This is a genomic window from Bacteroides sp. 1001136B_160425_E2, assembly GCF_015559655.1.
Taxonomy (GTDB): Bacteria; Bacteroidota; Bacteroidia; order Bacteroidales; family Bacteroidaceae; genus Bacteroides; species Bacteroides luhongzhouii.
On record NZ_JADMQH010000034.1, the window covers coordinates 1 to 18740 of the forward strand.

Consider the following 18740-nt stretch of genomic DNA (forward strand, 5'->3'; position numbering starts at 1 on the left):
GTATTCAGATATAGAGAGAAACGACACAAAGAACTTTAGGGAAAAGAAGATTCTTCGTGTTGCTCTTTCTGGAAGTGGAGTATATTAATCATATATTATATGTTTATAGGTTTATATATTATATATTCATATATTATTTATATATAGTGTTTTCTCTTTGTTCTTTTTCCCTATAGTTTTATGGTATCAATTTTTTGTGTCTGGCTTCCGGCAGCTTTTTGTATTTGGTATCAAAAAGGAGTTCTTCAGGGTACCAGGGACGATAATTCGGTATCAATTTCTTTTCAGATTATAAAACAAAGACCGAGAGTTTTACCTCCCGGTCTTTATTAATAGCAATCTCTCTTTTTAATATTCATCATTTGTGATAAATATTTCTACTCTCCTATTTTTAGCACGCCCAGCTTCACTTGTATTGTCTGCAATGGGTTCGCTATATCCTTTCCCATCTTCTGTTATGTTGTTTGTTTCTATACCAGCGGTTCTAAGGTAATTCCCTACTGCTGCTGCTCTATTTTTAGAAAGTATGATATTGTATTGTTTTTCTCCTATATTGTCTGTATGCCCAATTATTTTAATCTTAGTATTGGGTATTTCAGTAATGATATTACATAGGTTAGAAAGCATTTTTTGAGCTTCTTCATTTAATTCATATGAATCAAATTTGAATAAGATTTCACTTTGAGCTGTTGCTTTAAACTGTTCTTTTCCATTTTTATCCTTATAGCTGGAGATTGATAAGCCATCAATAGCTTTTAGTTTATTTCTTCTAGCTTCTATCTTTTCTTGGATAGCTTTATCTCTTTCTTCCTTAACTAATTTTGCACTTCCACCAACTATTGAAGCGGTTGAATAGTTGCTATTATTTTCTATCATGTCTTTTTCTTTGTCGCTTAGTTCAGCGTTACTGAAAGTTATCATATGCGTTGAAGTACATGCGGTAAAAAATGTAATAACGAAGGCTGCTAGTATAATTATTTTCTTTTTCATGATTATCTTATTGCTATAATAGGTCTGATTTTAAATGAATTTCTTTTGCTTGTACTGGTTGCTCTTCCTTTTGTTAATGAAGAGATTAGTGCAAACACTTTAGGAGTATCTTTTCCTGCTCCATCTTCTGTAGAACTCCAGTACCAACCATCAAAGTGCGTTCCTCCAATGATTGAGAAAGAAGAATATACCTTTTCAAGATTATTAGAGATTGCTTTGTTTTGTGCGATAGAGCCAATAAACCAACCTGTAACACCTTTTGGCGCATATTCTATAGCTTTTTGAGCTGCTGGATAAGCTAAACTATCCTTTATAGCAAAGTTCATTATTGCGGCAGTATTAGCTGCTCCATCAAAGCTGTTTTCATCTTCCGAAACATTAGCTATATCCTCGTCTGTGTCTATTAAAGGATTTTCTTCTAAATCTTCTAATGAAACGGCATAAGCGGTTTCTTTTATATTTGGATTATTCCCATCATTACACCAAAATACAACTCCAATGGCTTCTTTTTCACTGGGTGAAAAAAGCGAGGGATGCACTATACTTCCATCACTACATAAGATACTACCCGGCTGTAATGATGTGTCTATAATATCTTCGTGTTTTGTACATGATGATATTACCCCTATAATGGATAATAGAATTATATATATTTTTTTCATACTTATTTATTTATTGGAAATTTGACACCTACTAATAATCCATTTCGGAAATGGTCACGTGTCCAAAATACAAAATCATTTTTTTGCATTACAAAAACTTGCATTCCATTTCTAAATGAATAGCTATATTCTAAACCTATATCAATGGAAGCCTGAAACCCTTTTCTGTTAGTTCCTAAATCTGCTCCAAACCTCCATCTTAAATTACTGTTTTTGCCTCGTGAGATTGTAGGTTTATATGCTGCACCTATGCCGAATGTTTTATAGCTCCAGAAACTATCAGAGCATACCTTATTACATACCGGGCATTTATCATATGCTGTAGCTAAATCAATATATAGTTCATAAGCATTGTGATATTTACCTTCAAACTCCAGCCCTACAACTGCATTGACGGTATTTTTCCATTGCCAACCTCCTGAAATATTAAAAAACTTATCACCATCACCAGCCATTGACTTTAGGGAAAAAAATAAGGTGATAACAAGAAATGCTATTCTTTTCATAATCGTAAAATTTTATTCAGTAAAAGCATCTGCATGAAGAATGTCTGCATAATCAATTCTTAATGTTATAGTACGTCCTGAAATCTGTTTTTCAGATATTTCTATGGTAAGAACTTTTTCGTCTGGGAAAGTAAATTTTTCAAAGACAAAAATATTTCGATAGTTCTTCTTGAAAACAAGATTCTTATTAACTTGCATCAATGGAAGTATTTCTATAGATTGAAAATTAGTAGCCTTTGTTTGTTTTTTATCTTCTATTTTGAAGCGTATTTGGTCTATATCATATCGTATTTTTGTTTTATTAATCATAGAAATATCAATAAAGAAATACTTATCTAATGTGTAGATATTGTTTAGTACAATTTTCATTAGGTTACTTTTACTGGAAACATCATAGAATTTATTTTTTGAAATAAACATTCTATGTGCGTAATCATACATTTGTGCTTTGGTTAAGTTCACTTCTGGATTCATATAGCTACGTAAATCAGCATAAGGGATATTAAAGCGAGTGTATGCTTTTGCTAAATCGCTACTATATACTAGCATATATTGTACGAAAAATCTTTCTGTAACAATGGTGATAACTCCACTAGCTCCTTCTTTTGTGGGTTTTATTCTAAGAGAGTTACCAGTAGGAATATCGCCAACAATATCATTGACTGATATATCAACATATTTTATATCTTCCATAGCTATAAAATGCGTTGAAACATCTTTGTTGACGTATATAACCTTTAGTTCTTCTGGGTTTTCACCTGCAAGCTCGATGTTTTCTCCAATAGGGGTGTTCTGTGCATTTCCTGTAATAACAGAAACCATTGTGCATAATGCAATAAAAATCTTTCTCATATTATTGTTCTTTATCTTTGTTGTTTACTAAAAAAACTTGTGTGTTATATTTTAATTTGGCTTTGTTTTTTTTGATGTTTTTGGAAAGAGCTTGGGTTGTACTACGGTAAGCATCTTGTAAAGCACCTAAAGCGAATTGTTCTACTCCTTCTGATTGGCTGTTCATTTGTATAGTTTGGCTTCCTATTTGCGCTCCAACATCTTTACTCAAATCTCTAAAAGCTGATGAAGGAACAAAGAAACCTTCTTGTCCGTCATTATCATATACGGATAAATCTACTTTCATTTGTTTGCCATCAACCATTATAGAGGAAATATTAATGTGTACTCTTTGGGCTTTAAAGCCAGATACATTCCCATATAGGTAAGTGCCTTTAGTTAAAAGAGCGTCATTAATCATTATATCATCTAGAAGCCGTATGCGTACTCGGCTACCATCTGTTACTTTTAGAGTTTCATCTAATATAGCTGTGATTAGTGAAGTTTTTTGTTCTTTCCCTACAGTATTAAAATATACTTCTGCGGGATTTTTCGCTTTTACAACTTCTATAGCCTTTTCTTTTGGCTTTTCATCCTGTTTTTTTTGAGGTGTTCTAGGACGTGGATTTTGCAATGAATCTATATAAGCCATTTGCATTTTAAAAAGCTCCATTTCTTCTTGCATCTTGGATTTTTCAGGAGCCTTTCTAGTTTCTATTTGACTTGATTCATCTATAGTAGGAAATCCTTTTATTTGTTGTTCCAATTCCTTTTCTCGGATTCTAGAAGCTTGATTTAAACTGTCAATTTGCCTTATTTCATCATTGGAGTAAAGAGAACCAGAACTTTCAATTTCGCTAACTTCTTCTTCTTTATCTATGGTTTGTATTGATGAATAATCAGAAGATTTATTGAAAGCTCCTTTGAGTGATTCAAATTTACTTTTTATCTCTCTTTTTTCTAAATTAGCATCAGGAATATCAAGATTTAATTCTTCCGTTTCTACTAATGTAGTTTCTTCTGCTGGGGCAGAGTTTATCATATCCTTAACTAGCCATCCTATCCCTAGAATAAAAGGTAGAATGAGTATCGGAATGATGTACTTAGGCTTTTTAATATCAATCTGTTTCATACGCTATTTATTTAATTTATTGTATAAATCTTTTATTCGTACAGTGTCTTCTGGAGTTAATTTCCCATTTTTTCTTAGCTCATTAATTTCATTTTGCATTTTAATCACTTCTAACAAGTCGTGAACTCCTACTTGTTTTTTTTGTAGGTTACTATCAATGTTAATTTGTACTTTGCTTTTTTCTTCGTTGAAGACTTGCATTGGCTTTCTTTCTGGACGCATTACTAATGATAGAATTGTGACGAAAGAAAGGAATGAAATCGTAATTCCAAACATGGCTTTACGGTGTATGTCAGCCCACGCTAATAAGCGTTCACAAGCGTTATTAACTCCGAACTTTTGAAATATTTTAGTAAGAAGAACAACTGTAGCTTGCTCGGCTTTAGTCTTGATACTTTCTTTTCTATCATTCTTTTTATGTTTAAACAGTTTCATTAGAAATTCTTTTTTACTTTATAATCTAGGTCTTTGTTGAGTATCGTTTTCCAATCTGTGATAATAAGTCCATGAGGATTATTTTCAGTGCGTGGAATTTGTCTTAATTTCCCTGTAGTTACAAGTTGCCTTTTTAGAATAGAAGTTTCTCGCTCTATACGTTGGATGCCATAGTACTCAAAAGATAGGTTGTTCATGTCCACCTTGATACTATCTGTCATAATTGTTACTGTTGCAGAACTCGCTAATATGGTGTTGAAATATCCTTTTTCTTTTAAATTATTATATTGTTTTAATCCGCTATCATCAATTAGATACATGGCTTTTTCCATGTTGTATTTTATAAATTCATCGTCTGGTGGTAATGTGAAAAATAAAGTGTGGAATAGATTTATGTGGCTTTTACATTCGACTTCCAAGTTGACTTCTGTACCAGTTTGTTTCACTAGTACAGGGACATCATTATCCAAAACATATATTTTTTTTCTTTCAGCTTTCACTAAAGAGAAACAAAAGGTTAGTACCATACCTGAAATAACTATACTAGTTGCAAAACAGCCAATGGATAAAATTCCGGCTAATTTGATTTTATTTTCTAAGTTTTTAATAATCATGATTATGTGAATTTAAAATTTAATGAATCTTTTTACATAGCTGCACTGGCTCCACCTGTAGCCGGAGCTGCTACAGCTTTGGTTGCGATGGCTGCTCCTCCAACCATGCCTCCTACTGCTTGCCCTACTCCAGTTGTACTTACAATCCATGTAGAAACAAAAGGTATTGTAAGCATGGCAAATGCTCCAAGTAATGCTGTAAGAAGGAAGCTATTGACACCTCCAGAGGTCATTCCGACATACATGACAAATGCAGCTTCATTTCTAAGCGCATATTCTAAAATTTCAATTTCTCTTTCTATCCCATATTGCATTACTACTAAAGAAATTGATAATACTATATATGCAATACATGAATATAAACTAACACTGACAAAACGAGCTATCCATTGTATATAAGCATCCCGAAATGCAGGTAAAACAGAGAATGCAAAAGCTAGTGGACCAAGAATAACTAATATTCCTGTGAATATGATTTGTAGGAAAAAGACAAAATAGGTACATACTTGCCAAAAAGTAACGACAATAAATTCAATGATATTAAACATTATCATTTTAACCTTAGCGACTACATATACATATAATCCAGCTATCTTGTCTCCAATAGCTGAAAAGTCTATACTAAAATCATACCATTTCTTATCCTTAACTTCATTTTCGGCTCTTTCAACTTCTAATGAAGTATGTAATAACTCTACTGCTACGCTATCAATGAGTGCATATCTATTACGAGAAAGTAATTCTACTTCTTCTATCTGGTTCGTAAACATAGCCTTGCTTTGTGCTGTTAATAATTCTCCGGGATAACTGATTAGATTAATAAAGGGAATCCAGAACATAAGAACCAATCCCAGTGCGAATGGACGCAATAATGGGATAATCTCTAATTTTTTATCTCCACTCATCATTTTGAAGCTTTCTACTCCAAAATATAATAACATAAAGATTGCTGCCAATGCTTGCGCATCCGCAATAAATTCTCCGAACAGAACAGTTGTTTTATCTCTTAGTCCATCAAATAATTCAAATAAGAATTTATCTATTAACTCATTCATGGCTCATTATTGTTTTATTTATATTATTCAATCTTGTTATTAATGAAAGAACTTCTATTAGTTCTTTATCAAAATCTAAATAGGCTTCTCTCTTTTTAGAGTTACTCATATGTGAATCATGGATTATATCTATGTTCTTTTTGATTCTAGTAACTTCATCAGTTATAACTTCAACGTGTTCTTTATTACCGCCATTAGAAGAATATTCGACAAGTTTTTTATTTATATCATTAAGAATATCATTTCTGCGATTTTTAGTTAAAGTATATTGATAATCAATTTCTTTATCTCCAAATTTGAAGAGTTCCTGTCTATATATGGTATCGACATTATACCCTTCTTTTTCTGTTTCTGATTTATTGTACTCTACGGCTGCCATCATGGGAATTTCTTGTAACTGGAAATTACGTCTATCTTCCTTTCCGTATTTGTCGTGTAACCCTAAGCCCGGCAAAGGAATTTTAATACCCAAAACCTTTTTATACCATATCCAGTAATGATACCATTCTGGTTGTAGTCGTACTCTATCCATAAATTCCATATTATTAAGTACGCTCCATTTCCCTTTATCCTTTACAGGCATTTGGGAATAGACATTAGAAGTACCAATAATCAACATTAGGGAAAAAAATAAAAGCACTCTTTTCATATTATCTTTTAGGTTTTACTTTATAATTCTGTAATAAATCATCAACTAATTTTGAACGATTATCTTTGTATTTAAACACTCCCGGAGCTAATGTTTGTAATACTCCATTTCTTTTTGCTGTTTTCATCTGTCGGCATACAGCGTATGCTATACCTCTCATGTTTCTTAGTTCATTAATAACATACTTAAGCAAGTCTATTCTTTGCTTATTGTCCATAAGGTTTACATCTGTCCCGACAATAGCGACCTGATAAATGTATTGTGTCAAATCCGCAGTGCGATTAACTAATTCTAGCTCTGTTTTTGCTGACACCAATAATAAAGCCGGGTCACCTACAGCAAGTTCAACCATTTGTTTTTGATATTTACCAATATCTGCTGCAATATCAGTACAGTAGATAATATCTTTTCCTGTTTTTATGATGGCTTCTACAGATTTTAGGCTATTATAAAATTTGCTTTGGAAAAATTCAATCTGAACCATTTTTTCACTGATTTGCTTTTGTATAAGGCTTATTTGAGCTTCATTCTCTTTCACTTTAGAGAAAGAAGTATGTTGCACCTTATGATTAGCTATAAGTGTTTCCATACAGGTTATATCCAAGACTGCCTTTTGTGAATATGCAACTTGGGTTAAAGTAGATGCTACCACTAAAATAAATAGGATTTTCTTCATGATATTATCTTTAACGGTTTGTAATCCTTTTGTATTTATCTAGGATATACTTATATAATGGTTGCTCTCCTATGATGTTAAGTATATCTTTTAGGCTTCCTTCATCGGAGTGATACCCTAGTACCTTATTGACTTGTAAAACCCAATCCGTATTTTTTAATTTGGAAGATTTTAGGTCTATTATAAAATTATCCAATCCTGTTTGGAAACTATCATAAATGATATGATAATATCCAACAGCATCTTTTTCAATTCGTTCTGTAGTAAATGTGAAATATTCGTGCAGAGAAACCTCTACTCCAAATACATTTCCATAGTTTCCTCTTTTTATAAATACTTCATTAAACCGATTACGGTTTTCTTTATTGGGAAGTTGATTTATGGTAAATATTTGCTTTTGATTTACTTCCGTTAGGGATAAAAGATTTGCTATTTCTTGATATTTGTCTATAAATTTACTTTGGTCTAATAGGCATATAATATCGGAGTTGCTGATTATAGAGTTTTTGACTACAGGATTACTAATTATGTCTTCCAGTTCTTGAGTAACAACCATTGCCATACCCCAAAATTTACGAACCGTTTTATACAAATAGAGTATATAGCCAGCCATCATAGGGCTAGCTATGGCTTTCCATGCTTCTTCAATTATTAATGCCTTTCTGTTCTTTTTTAATCTCATTTTTTGAATAAAAACGTCCATAATAATTAAGGTTACTATTGGAAATAATTCAGGGTCATCTTTAATTGCATCAATTTCAAAAACTATAAAGGGTTCTTCAAAAAGGGAAGTATCAAAATCCTCATTAAGAGTTTTTTCTAACTGTCCTCCTTTATAGAATTTTTTTAATAGAAACTTATAGTTAGTAATATCAAAATCAATTTTGTTCTCTTTGCAAATGATAGGTATAATGCGTAGGGAAAATTCGTAGAATGAGTTAAAAGATAAGCTTTCAACTTTTATTTCTTTCAATATATCTTCTTTCTTCTGGATTCGTCTTTCTATTATAGAAAGTAATCTAGTTTCAGGATTATCAAGCTCTTGGCGTGTAAATCCTTTTTCGATGAGAATGTTTTGTATCGCTTTTTCTGCGTTAGTTTTTTCTCCGCCTTCTCCTTTTTCTACTAGTTGCTGTAATTTCTCTATTTTTTCGGAAAGTATCTTGCGTTCTTCTTTTTCCCTTTCGTTTTCAAATTCTTCTTCATTGACTTGAAATTCGAGTAGTAAATTTTCACGTATGGCTTCTTTTTCCGCATCTGAATAACCATTAAAAGGATGAAAGTAGAAAGAATAGTATTTTTCTATGGTAATATCCATAATTTCTTCTTCTTGCTTTTTGACCTCACCATTTGCACCTTTCCATATCAGGAAAATTAATGATTTAAGAAAGTTTTTCTTTTCTACATTATACTCTTCTTCAGTAATTCGGAAAGGATTCATAGATATTGGCTTGCTTTCAGAATAAGTAATGTATTTGCCATGATAGTATTCGCACATTCCTGAATAACTATGCCCTGTATCTACCAATACAATATCAGTATTATCTAAAACCCATTGTCTTACTTTGGAGTTGACATAGAAAGACTTACCAGAACCACTTGGACCTAAAACAAAGAAGTTAGAGTTATTTGTATATTTTTTCTCACCTTCTTTTCCGGACATATCTATTCCAACAGGCAATCCTTGTCTGTCAGTAAAATAAGTAAGAAAAGGACTGTTTTCTGTTACTTGTAATTTTTCCTTGAATAAAAGACAAATTGCAGCATCGGAAGTTGTTAGAAATTTGTCATAACTGTTTAGGTTGATTGCGTTTCCCGGCAGTGCACATTCAAATAATTCTAATTGGTTGAAACATTGTTTATTCACAATAATACCACAATCAAAAAGAGATGTTTCAACATAGTTGACAGCCTTACTAATATCATCAAGACCAGCAAGAATGATATTATAATGTGCATATACAAGCATTTGCCCTTCTCTGGCAATATCCGACTGCACTCGTTCTATATCTTCTACACATAAATCATTTGCAGGGTCAGGCATTCCTTTATGTTTTTTCTTTTTGCCTTCTAATTTGTTTGCTTCGTTTCGTTGGTCTGGAATATTTATTACTTGATTATAGATAATTGTGTCTATACTTGGCGTCTCATGCAAAAAAGAAAGTAAGTCAACAGGAAACCTTAGCCCAATATTGACCTCTTTATATGGTTTTATAACAGAAGGGAAATTAACTTCGTCAATATCTACAAGAGAAATGCACTGTACGTTTTTTTCTCCTATTATAAGATTTTCTTCTCTCGCTTTGATGTTTTTTAGGCTTACTGTTTGCTGATTGAAATTGATAGATAGAAATCTTTTTATATATATTTCTATTTCATTTTCATTTAATAGTTTAGCCCTTATTCCTCTGTTGGCGAATAGTCCTAATACTTTTGTGATGTTTCTAATAAAAGTATCAAACCTTCGGGGGTCAAAAGAAAAGAATTTAGACCTTTCTACTTCTCCTGTAATAACAAGATAAGTAGAAATATCAGTATATATTCGTCCCTTAAAATGTTCAAAATAACGATTTGATAAATAGTCGTTCTTCCTATTCTGGGGTGGTAAAAATGATTTTTTACATAGGATATCCTGTTTTTGTATTGTATATCCGGTTCCTAATACTTTGAGGATATTAGTAAATAAGTGGTGAAAATCATAGTAAGCATCCATATCTGCTGAATACTGTATTATAGGATTTTCACATTTAATGATAACAGAATAGTCGCCCCTTCGGTTATAGAATATAGGAGTACTGTCTATTGTTTCAATACCAATATAAGGAGCTTCAAATTCACTTTTCTTTTTCATAAGCTTTATTTTTTTCTATCTCTTACAAAAGTGCGTGATACTATATATATGCCTTTTCGTTTATCTTTCCTGTGAAGCCCTTTTCTTTGTAATTGCGATGTTATTCCTAACCCTCCAAACATAACTATTACAAGAGTTATACCTCCCCACATAAAAGAAGCCAGAGTAGAAACAATAGCACATAAAAGTAAAGCACTAATAATACAAGCTCCACCGATATATATGAACTTGCCTTTAAATCCTTTGAAAATAAGGGGCTTTTGCAGCCCCTTATACACATTGTAACTTGGATACTCTTTCGACATATTAGATTCCGAAGAATGCTTTTACGACAACACCTGATACAACTAGAAAGATACATGACCCCATCCAGCCCATAACAGCCTTTTGTACATCTTGGTCACCAGAGTTCCATTTTAAATAAACTCGCACTGCTCCAACTAATCCTACTAGACCTCCTAGTATCATCATCATGTTTCCTAGGGGGTCCATGTAGGTTGCAAGTTCAGAACTGGCTGCATCAATTCCGGCAGCACCTTGTGCAAAAGTGTTAGTTACTACCATTGTGCTAATGGCTAAAGCGAATGCTCTTTGAGCAATTTTTGAAAAAAACTTTTTCATTTGAATAAAATTTAGTTGTTTATTTATTAAAATTTACGTGTGAAAACATACTTTTCCCTTTAGCAAGAAGTTGTTCCATTGGAATACCTTGTGTTTCAACTTCCATTTCAATAGATTCATTTACAGATACATAATTTTGTTCAGATTCATTTTTTTCTTCCTCTTTTTCGTATGAGCCTGTTTCAAAATCTTCATCTACAACGTTGTGAGGTATTTCTTCTTCCTCTCCTATTGAAATAATTTCTTCTTCACCTGTATTGACTTTGCTTTGCTTTAGGAAAGCATCATACAGAATGTTTGCAGCGTAGTAAACTACATAAATGGCAAATACAGCCATGATAAATTGTGAATAACTCATATTCTTAATTTTAAAAGTTTCATTAATCGACCCTTTTTCTGTACTTTTGATTTATAATAGTACTAGAGGTAATAACAGGGGAAAAAAACCTAGTTTAAAATAGTTTCGCGAATAGTTGAGTTAATGAAACTTGGATTTAAATAAAATGGAGATAATAGGCTACGCTCGTGTTTCAACGAGGGAACAGAATTTAGATTTGCAGCTAGATGCTTTAAAAGAAGCCGGATGCAAACTTATATTTGAGGAAAAAGTATCAGGAGTAAAAGATAGACCCGAATTAGATAAAGCCCTTGCGTATTTGCGAGAAGGTGATACTTTTGTTATCTGGAAACTAGATAGATTAGGACGTTCTTTGAAAGATTTAGTTTATATAGTTGATTGTTTGCAGAAAAGAAAAGTTGCATTCAAAAGCATTGTTGATGGTATTGATACTAATAGTGCTTTAGGAAGGTGTCAATTTGGGATTTTTGCTTCATTGGCAGAATATGAACGTGAAATAATAGTAGAACGAACTAGGGCTGGATTACAAGCTGCAAAAGAACGAGGGAAACTTACGGGACGACCTATAGGATTATCGGAAGATGCAAAGAGAAAGGCTATAGCAGCAAAACGTTTATATGAAAATCGGGATTATTCTATAGATGAAATATGCAGGATATTACACATTGGAAGTAAGGCTACTTTGTATAGGTATTTACGTTATGAAAAAGTAAGATTGATGAATAGAAGAAATAAATAGGGCGTTACCTTTCAGGTCGGGCTTTTCGCTGCAAGTCCTCGCTGTGCTGTGGGCTTTCCGCTACAATCCCTAACGCATTTTTCCCACCCACCCTTCTAAGGTATATCCAATGCTTTGCTTTTTCCACCGCTTCTACGAAGCACCTACAAAAACAAGGCATTGGATATTCGGTTTTATAGACTTCATGTTCCCTAAAGGGAATATTCCGTTTATAAAACCTAATCTCTTACCCCAAATATATAAAACTTTAGGGAAAAAGATAATACGTTAAAAATCAGTCGTTTATAAACCTTATTTAACAAAAATAATTGTCCTATTATTTGCGACATTTATAGAAAATTGCTATCTTTGAGTATTGAAAATAAAGAGATAAATAAACTTTTAAAGCTGGTTTGGCTGCCAGTATAAAGAACAGCAAACAAAATTATGAAATCTACTTTTGATAAAAATGCAGAGAAGTTTGTAAACCTTATGGTTGAGAAAATTGAAAGTTTGTCTATGAATTGGCAAAAACCTTGGTTCTCTAAAGTCAATTCTAAGCAGAACTTTTTACCGCAAAATTTAACAGGGCGTACTTATAGTGGTGGAAACGCTTTTTTACTTTATTTTTTGTGTGAAAAATATAATTATCAAACTCCTGTTTTTTTGACATTCAATCAAGCACGAAACGAAGGTATTAATGTTCTAAAAGGTGCTGCTGCTTTTCCTGTTTATTATACATTATTTTGTGCTTATCATCGTCAGACAAATGAAAAAATTTCATATGATGAATATAAAAAATTATCAGAAGAAGAACAAAAAGAATACCGTTTAGCAGCTTATACAAAATATTTCCAAGTTTTTAATTTAGACCAAACAAATTTTGCGGAAAAATATCCCAATAGATGGGATATATTAAAGGCTAAATTTTCAGGAGAGGAACAGCCACAAGAAGAGAAAGAAATGTATGTAAATCCAATACTTGATGAAATGAATAAGAATCAAAATTGGGTGTGTCCTATTCAAACGGTTTCTAGTGATAGTGCGTTTTATTCAATATCAAATGATAGTATTACTTTACCTTTAAAGAGCCAATTTAAGGACGGAGAAAGTTTTTATGGTACAGAATTACATGAAATGGGACATAGTACAGGTGTTAAAAATAGACTAAATCGAAAAGGATTTTATGAAAATGATAAATTCAATTATGGACGTGAAGAACTTGTAGCAGAATTAATATCGGCTTTGTCTGGTGTATATTTGGGTATTTCTGTAACCGTCAGAGAAGAAAATGCGGCTTATTTAAAATCATGGTGCAAAGCAATAAAAGAAGAACCTAAATTTTTATTTACTGTATTGGCAGATGCTATTAAAGGTAGTAAGTTCATAGCCCAGCATCTAAATATAAGACTAGATGTGGAAGAAGTAGAAGAAGAGAAAAATACAAAGGTTGCTTAAAGATTCCTCCCTCCCAAATGGGGGGGAGTTCTTTTTTCAAACGCCAAAAAAGAACCAAAAAGGCTTAATCGCTTCACTTTGTTACGCTCCAATAGTTTCGCTATCAGTAAACCCCACCCACCCTTCTAAGGTATGTTTCTTTATCCCTTCTGCAATCCTTAGTAAAGTTCCACTACCTTTTAGGTAACTCCACTTTAGTAAGCATTACAGAAGCGGAAACATGCCGCAAATTAAAATACATTCTCACTTTGAGAATACATTTTAATGCGTCTTATTGTCTAACCCAATAAGAACTATAGGGAAAGAAATTGATACCATCCTTTTTCTGGTTCCGGCACTGATGGGCGTATATAGCATGATGAAATGATACCGAATTATCGTTCCTAATACACCCTGAAGAACTCCTTTTTGATACCAAATACAAAAAGCTGCTGGAAGCCGGACACAAAAATTGATACCATAAAACTATAGGGAAAAAGAACAAAGACAAAACACTATATATATAAATAATATATGAATATATAAACCTATAAACATATAATATATGATTAATATACTCCACTTCCAGAAAGAGCAACACGAAAAATCTTCTTTTCCCTAAAGTTCCTTGTGTCGTTTCTCTCTATATCTGAATACAGGAAAACGGCTGCATCATAAAAGAAACGATACTGACACCATTTAGGAACTATCGCCCATCAGCAAAAGGATTGCATCTAATTGATACCTTTTCTGCCAGTATTGGAGAAAAGCCGGAAAGGAATTTGATACCGTACTTTTCCCGGTTCTCCCGGACATGGACGAAAAAAGAACATTATTATGATACCAATACTTTAGGGAAAAATAAAACTTCGGCAATCTATAAGCCTAAAACTATTTTTAACAAAAATAATTGTCTTAATATTTGCGACATTTATAGAAAATCACTATCTTTGAGTATTGAAAATAAAGAGATAAACAAACCTTTAAAGCTGGTTTGGCTGCCAGTATAAAGAACAGCAAACAAAATTATGAAACATTGCTTCTTAAATCCATTTCATAGCCAACTGTTAGGGTTATTTTTCAGTATTAATTCATTAATCATTCTTTTATGAAAAAAGAGTTTACATTACGCTTAGACGATGCAGCCTGTGCAGAGTTGGAAAATTTAAAAAAATTATCTGGTGAAAAAACAGATGCTAAAGCTATTAGATTTGCCATTCAGAATTATGCACAATTGAATGATAGGTATATTGAAACACAACGGCAAAAAGTAACGTGGAAAGATAAATATACAGCGTTAAATAAAGCTGTTGATGATTACGTGTCTTCTTTTGAAGCATTGAAGAAAGCTACAGATTAATAGTCAATTAATAGAAATGTGAAAGGATTAAATTTATGATTGGAGTAGAGAAAAATATTCAAATAATTATTGCGATTCGCTAAATCTTGTTCTTAAACTGTTTCCAGAGATTGACAGGGAAAAGTTAGAAAAGGAATTGGATAAATAGTTTGATAGTATTTATGAACAGTAATGAATATAAAGAGATTGATAAACGAAGTCGGAAGCTCGTACACCTCATATAGGCAATATTGCGATAAAGTAGCGATAGAAGCTCAAAAGTATATAGATTGGGACAACGATATAGGTTGTGAATACTTCCCTTCTGATGGAGTTTGTCTTACAACGACAGACGCATATGTTTGTCCGGCTACTGCTTTCTTTGGAGTAATCAAAGAGAAAGGACAGATTTCTCAATCGGAGTTTAAAAGTATTTGTGTATAACTAGATTATAAATAAACAATGAAGATATGAATAATGAATTTATTGATGGTATTTGGTTTGCTGTTCAGCATATTGTAGTAGTCAGAGATATGCCAGCAATCGCAATAGGGATAATTAAGGAATCGAATCTTTCCATTGATGATTGTAAGGCTGCGCAAAAAAGGAGTGGTTCTTTTCACAATCAGATGATGAAGTTTATTGAAACAGAATTAGCGTAAAACAAATTAGATATGAGTAAAAAAAGAACAATGCAAATAGACGTAATTGAGGAAGTAAAAGGAACTCAATTCATGCAATGCAAACTGTATATAGATGGCAATGCGAGTGTTATTCTTATGAATAAATTCGATTATGAAAGGCTGTTAAGCGATAGTTTTTTTGTGCGTGATGGTAAAAATCGGGATTCAGCCGGAGTGTTGAATACTACTAACACTTTCATCGAACAAGATTAATATTTAAAACCAGAAAGAAAATACCTGTCATGAATAAAAAAGAAAAGAATTTTGCCACATACAAGGAATTTGCAAAAATGCTTCGGGAAGTGGCAAACATATACTCCAAACTGGGTGACGAACCTTTGTTGGAAGAAGGATATGAGTATGACGCCATTAGAGATGCCGTTCAGTATGTAACAAACAAGCACGACTTTTCGTTTTTCTTACTGCCCTGGAGAGAGCAGTTCCGCTCGATGCCCTTCGATGTGACGAAGCGAAAAAAATGGGCTGATTATGTTGCTGAATGCCATGCCAAGGGAAAAGAAATAGATTACGATAATTACGATTGGGATAAATGATTATAATTTTATCGAATTGTGTTAAAGGGAATGGATGTCATATAATCAAAATATAGATAGAATGTTTATTGAATATAAGGTATATCGTAAGATGTCAGATTTGAAGCCTTTTATATCTAGGGATGAACTCCCTTCTTGTCAGATGATTGGAAAGAAAAAGTTTGTAGGGAAAAAAGCAAAAATAGAGGCTATTTATAGACTTACAGGGGAACGTTTACCAGAAGACTATACAACAGAGCAGGTAAACAGTTACCTTACTGTAGAGCTTTTTAATACATCTTTATGGCATAAGTACAGGAAGATTTATAATGAAGTTTCTAATGAAAAAGAAATTGTTATTGAGAATTATAGTTATCAATATACATTAGTTGTAGAATTAGCAAATAAATCAAATCCACCATTGGATGAAGGGAAGATAATACATTTTGTTATGTGCGAACTATTAGGAAATCCTTGTGAAATGTATAAAGGGATGAAAAACCCTATAATTTCTTTACGAAAAGATTATGATAGATAAAGCAAAAACATTAGATGAATGCTTTAAGGAACTAATCCTTAAAAGAGGTTGGTCTAAAAATAGTCCATATGACCGCCGAACTGCATCAAGGCATAAAAAGTTATTCCTTGAAGGAGCGTTGCCTGATGAATTTAAAAGAATATATTTGCAAAGTGCTGGTTATACAATAGTGCAGCCGGAGCTTTGGCGACAGGAATTATAAAACAGAGAAAATGAACTGGAGGAACATAATAAGAAATCTATTAGAAGTTATCATTGCTATATTTAGAATGATTCTCATAGGGCTATTTTATATAGCCAAGTTTATGTTTATGTTCTTTATTCTACTTTTTTTTGGTGTATTAATCAGTCAAAATAATAAGCGATGGTAAATAGAGAAATAAAAGCCCGAAAACGTGCGTTGAAAGAAGAAAAAGAAGAAATAGACGGTGAGATTGTTAGAATTAGAAAAGGGCATCCTCGTACAAATCTTCCTGTGGAACTCCCAGAAAATCCCACATGGCTGAAACAACCTAATGTGGTTACATTAATGGCTGGTGATTTTAAGACAGTACAGATTAGAATCTTAATAGCTGTTATAGAGAAATTACAGAATGTCATAGAATTAAGTATTCAGCATCTAGATAAATATGGTACATCTATTCCATGCGAGCAATTATCCTTATTTCAAGAATATTCAGACCGTATAAGAGTAGATATTGCATATCGGGATTTGGGCGTTAGTCCAGACCAATACAAGGAAGTAAAAAGTATGGTTCGTAAATTAATCAGTATTCCTGTAGAGTTTGATGTCAAAGACCCCATAACAGGTGAGGAAAGTTGGTCTATTACTGGTTTATTTACAAAGGCAAATATACCTAAAACTCCTTATTCAAGAGGTTTTTCTTTAGAAATGGATAGAGAGGTCGCTAAAGTTTTCATTAATGTTGATAGAGGCTTTACACGCTATATAAAAGAGATAGCCTTAAGAGCGCAAAGTAGATATACAATAAGAATGTATATGCTGATTAGTTCGTGGAAAGAAAAAGGTGGTTTCTCTATTTATGTGGATAGATTTCGGAAATTCTTAAAACTAGAGGATAAATACCCCGAGTTTAAAGATTTATATAGACGTGTAATACGCCCTGTTTACGAAGATTTGTTTGAACAGGCTGATTGCTGGTTTGAAATGGCAGAAGTTTATCGTAATTCAGGCGATACACAGCCTTATAAACTTAATTTCAAAGTTATTAAGTCTGCATTATCAAAGAAGGAAGAAGAACTATTAAAAGGACAAAAGAAGATGATAACGAATTTTTGTTCTTTGCACTTTGCAATGAAGGACGAACATTTGCAGCAGTTTATTCCACAGATTACCTTAAACAACTATAAAGCAGTAGTAACTAAGATGCTTTATCTAGGCGAATATGTTAGAGATAACTGGAATAAAATTTCAAATAAAGCAGAATATTGTTTATCCGTATTATTAAAAGAGGTAGAAATACTCCCCGGAATGATTGGAGAAGAAAAAGAAGATGAATAAAAGTTGGGTTTTTGTCCCTATGGATGGTGTAAAAGTTGGGTTTTTGTCCCTAAGAAGTTGGGTTTTTGTCCCTAAGAAGTTGGGTTTTTGTCCCTAAGAAGTTGGGTTTTTGTCCCTAGCTTTTTGTGATTAATCGTTGATTTTTAAATAGTTACCTTTTCATTTTAAAGGGTACTACCATCACTAACTGATAAAAAAAACCTGATAATCATACCAAACACAAAAAAGGAACTTTTCTTATCACCTAAACCTCTAAAAAAGGAACTTTTCTTATTATCTTAACACAAACTTTAGGGAAAAGAACAAATATTAACTAAAAAAGGCTCTATATGATATAACTACTCGAATGAAAGTTGGGTTTTTGTCCCTATCTAAAAAAAGCGTATTTTAAAAAGTTGGGTTTTTGTCCCTATGTTCTTTTGATATAAAACTATAGGGAAAAAGAACACAGATAAAACACTATACATATAAATAATATATGAATGTATAACATATAATATATAAAATATGCTTCACTTCCAGAAAGAGCAACACGAAGAATCTTCTTTTCCCTAAAGTTCTTTGTGTCGTTTCTCTCTATATCTGAATAC

24 protein-coding genes are annotated in these 18740 nt (G+C 32.5%); 10 read left to right on the plus strand and 14 right to left on the minus strand.

Annotation, left to right across the window (positions count from 1 at the left end; all coding sequences use genetic code 11):
• Window positions 1–348 precede the first annotated feature (348 nt).
• Genes I2I04_RS22320 through I2I04_RS22385 form a run of 14 tightly spaced genes read right to left on the minus strand, consistent with a single transcriptional unit; the run spans window position 349 to window position 11380 of the window.
• Complete coding sequence (locus tag I2I04_RS22320) at window positions 349–990, minus strand: OmpA family protein (RefSeq protein WP_005647323.1); 642 nt, start codon at window positions 988–990, stop codon at window positions 349–351.
• Between the two features lie 2 nt (window positions 991–992).
• Window positions 993–1652, minus strand: a complete 660-nt coding sequence (locus I2I04_RS22325; protein ID WP_004295384.1) for a hypothetical protein — start codon at window positions 1650–1652, stop codon at window positions 993–995.
• A gap of 2 nt (window positions 1653–1654) precedes the next feature.
• Window positions 1655–2158, minus strand: a complete 504-nt coding sequence (locus I2I04_RS22330) for a hypothetical protein (protein ID WP_008671661.1) — start codon at window positions 2156–2158, stop codon at window positions 1655–1657.
• A 12-nt stretch (window positions 2159–2170) separates the two neighbouring features.
• Complete coding sequence (gene traN, locus I2I04_RS22335) at window positions 2171–3010, minus strand: conjugative transposon protein TraN (protein ID WP_004295380.1); 840 nt, start codon at window positions 3008–3010, stop codon at window positions 2171–2173.
• A gap of 1 nt (window position 3011) precedes the next feature.
• Complete coding sequence (gene traM / locus I2I04_RS22340) at window positions 3012–4121, minus strand: conjugative transposon protein TraM (RefSeq protein ID WP_004295379.1); 1110 nt, start codon at window positions 4119–4121, stop codon at window positions 3012–3014.
• Between the two features lie 3 nt (window positions 4122–4124).
• A complete protein-coding gene (locus I2I04_RS22345; protein ID WP_004295378.1) occupies window positions 4125–4556 on the minus strand; it encodes a hypothetical protein in 432 nt (143 codons plus the stop codon).
• Entirely contained in the window at window positions 4556–5170 is a 615-nt protein-coding gene (gene traK / locus I2I04_RS22350; protein WP_008671659.1) for a conjugative transposon protein TraK, read from the minus strand. Before traK ends, I2I04_RS22345 begins: the two co-directional genes overlap by 1 nt.
• 32 nt (window positions 5171–5202) lie before the next feature.
• Window positions 5203–6225: a plasmid transfer protein gene (locus tag I2I04_RS22355; RefSeq protein ID WP_008675929.1), complete on the minus strand. Its 1023-nt coding sequence runs from the start codon at window positions 6223–6225 to the stop codon at window positions 5203–5205.
• Complete coding sequence (locus I2I04_RS22360; protein ID WP_008671655.1) at window positions 6218–6874, minus strand: hypothetical protein; 657 nt, start codon at window positions 6872–6874, stop codon at window positions 6218–6220. The genes I2I04_RS22355 and I2I04_RS22360 overlap by 8 nt, the downstream gene beginning before the upstream one ends.
• A gap of 1 nt (window position 6875) precedes the next feature.
• Window positions 6876–7550 (minus strand): hypothetical protein, encoded by a 675-nt coding sequence (locus tag I2I04_RS22365; RefSeq protein ID WP_004295374.1) that lies wholly within the window; start codon window positions 7548–7550, stop codon window positions 6876–6878.
• 10 nt (window positions 7551–7560) lie between these two features.
• Window positions 7561–10401, minus strand: a complete 2841-nt coding sequence (locus tag I2I04_RS22370) for a plasmid transfer protein (protein WP_008675930.1) — start codon at window positions 10399–10401, stop codon at window positions 7561–7563.
• Window positions 10402–10406: 5 nt separating this feature from the next.
• Entirely contained in the window at window positions 10407–10706 is a 300-nt protein-coding gene (locus tag I2I04_RS23585; protein WP_007856468.1) for a hypothetical protein, read from the minus strand.
• Between the two features lies 1 nt (window position 10707).
• Window positions 10708–11022, minus strand: a complete 315-nt coding sequence (locus tag I2I04_RS22380; protein ID WP_005647303.1) for a DUF4134 domain-containing protein — start codon at window positions 11020–11022, stop codon at window positions 10708–10710.
• A gap of 19 nt (window positions 11023–11041) precedes the next feature.
• Window positions 11042–11380: a hypothetical protein gene (locus tag I2I04_RS22385; protein ID WP_008675931.1), complete on the minus strand. Its 339-nt coding sequence runs from the start codon at window positions 11378–11380 to the stop codon at window positions 11042–11044.
• A 145-nt stretch (window positions 11381–11525) separates the two neighbouring features.
• On the opposite strand from I2I04_RS22385, the gene I2I04_RS22390 reads away from it, so the two are divergent.
• The 10 genes from I2I04_RS22390 (at window position 11526) to I2I04_RS22435 (ending at window position 18150) form a co-directional block, all read left to right on the plus strand.
• Window positions 11526–12119, plus strand: a complete 594-nt coding sequence (locus I2I04_RS22390) for a recombinase family protein (protein ID WP_004295368.1) — start codon at window positions 11526–11528, stop codon at window positions 12117–12119.
• Window positions 12120–12545: 426 nt separating this feature from the next.
• On the plus strand, window positions 12546–13556 hold the full coding sequence (locus I2I04_RS22395; protein WP_005647298.1) for an ArdC family protein: 1011 nt from the start codon (window positions 12546–12548) through the stop codon (window positions 13554–13556).
• A gap of 1087 nt (window positions 13557–14643) precedes the next feature.
• A complete protein-coding gene (locus tag I2I04_RS22400) occupies window positions 14644–14895 on the plus strand; it encodes a hypothetical protein (protein WP_008671650.1) in 252 nt (83 codons plus the stop codon).
• Window positions 14896–15066: 171 nt separating this feature from the next.
• Window positions 15067–15318, plus strand: a complete 252-nt coding sequence (locus I2I04_RS22405; RefSeq protein ID WP_008671649.1) for a hypothetical protein — start codon at window positions 15067–15069, stop codon at window positions 15316–15318.
• 26 nt (window positions 15319–15344) lie between these two features.
• Window positions 15345–15536 (plus strand): hypothetical protein, encoded by a 192-nt coding sequence (locus I2I04_RS22410; protein WP_007559094.1) that lies wholly within the window; start codon window positions 15345–15347, stop codon window positions 15534–15536.
• A 12-nt stretch (window positions 15537–15548) separates the two neighbouring features.
• Window positions 15549–15770: a hypothetical protein gene (locus I2I04_RS22415; RefSeq protein WP_008671648.1), complete on the plus strand. Its 222-nt coding sequence runs from the start codon at window positions 15549–15551 to the stop codon at window positions 15768–15770.
• 29 nt (window positions 15771–15799) lie between these two features.
• Entirely contained in the window at window positions 15800–16111 is a 312-nt protein-coding gene (locus I2I04_RS22420; RefSeq protein WP_008671647.1) for a hypothetical protein, read from the plus strand.
• Between the two features lie 34 nt (window positions 16112–16145).
• Window positions 16146–16628 (plus strand): hypothetical protein, encoded by a 483-nt coding sequence (locus I2I04_RS22425; RefSeq protein ID WP_008671646.1) that lies wholly within the window; start codon window positions 16146–16148, stop codon window positions 16626–16628.
• Window positions 16618–16830: a hypothetical protein gene (locus I2I04_RS22430; protein WP_008671645.1), complete on the plus strand. Its 213-nt coding sequence runs from the start codon at window positions 16618–16620 to the stop codon at window positions 16828–16830. The genes I2I04_RS22425 and I2I04_RS22430 overlap by 11 nt, the downstream gene beginning before the upstream one ends.
• 162 nt (window positions 16831–16992) lie before the next feature.
• Window positions 16993–18150, plus strand: coding sequence for a replication initiation protein (locus I2I04_RS22435; protein WP_138294182.1), 1158 nt, complete (start codon window positions 16993–16995; stop codon window positions 18148–18150).
• Window positions 18151–18740: the final 590 nt, after the last annotated feature.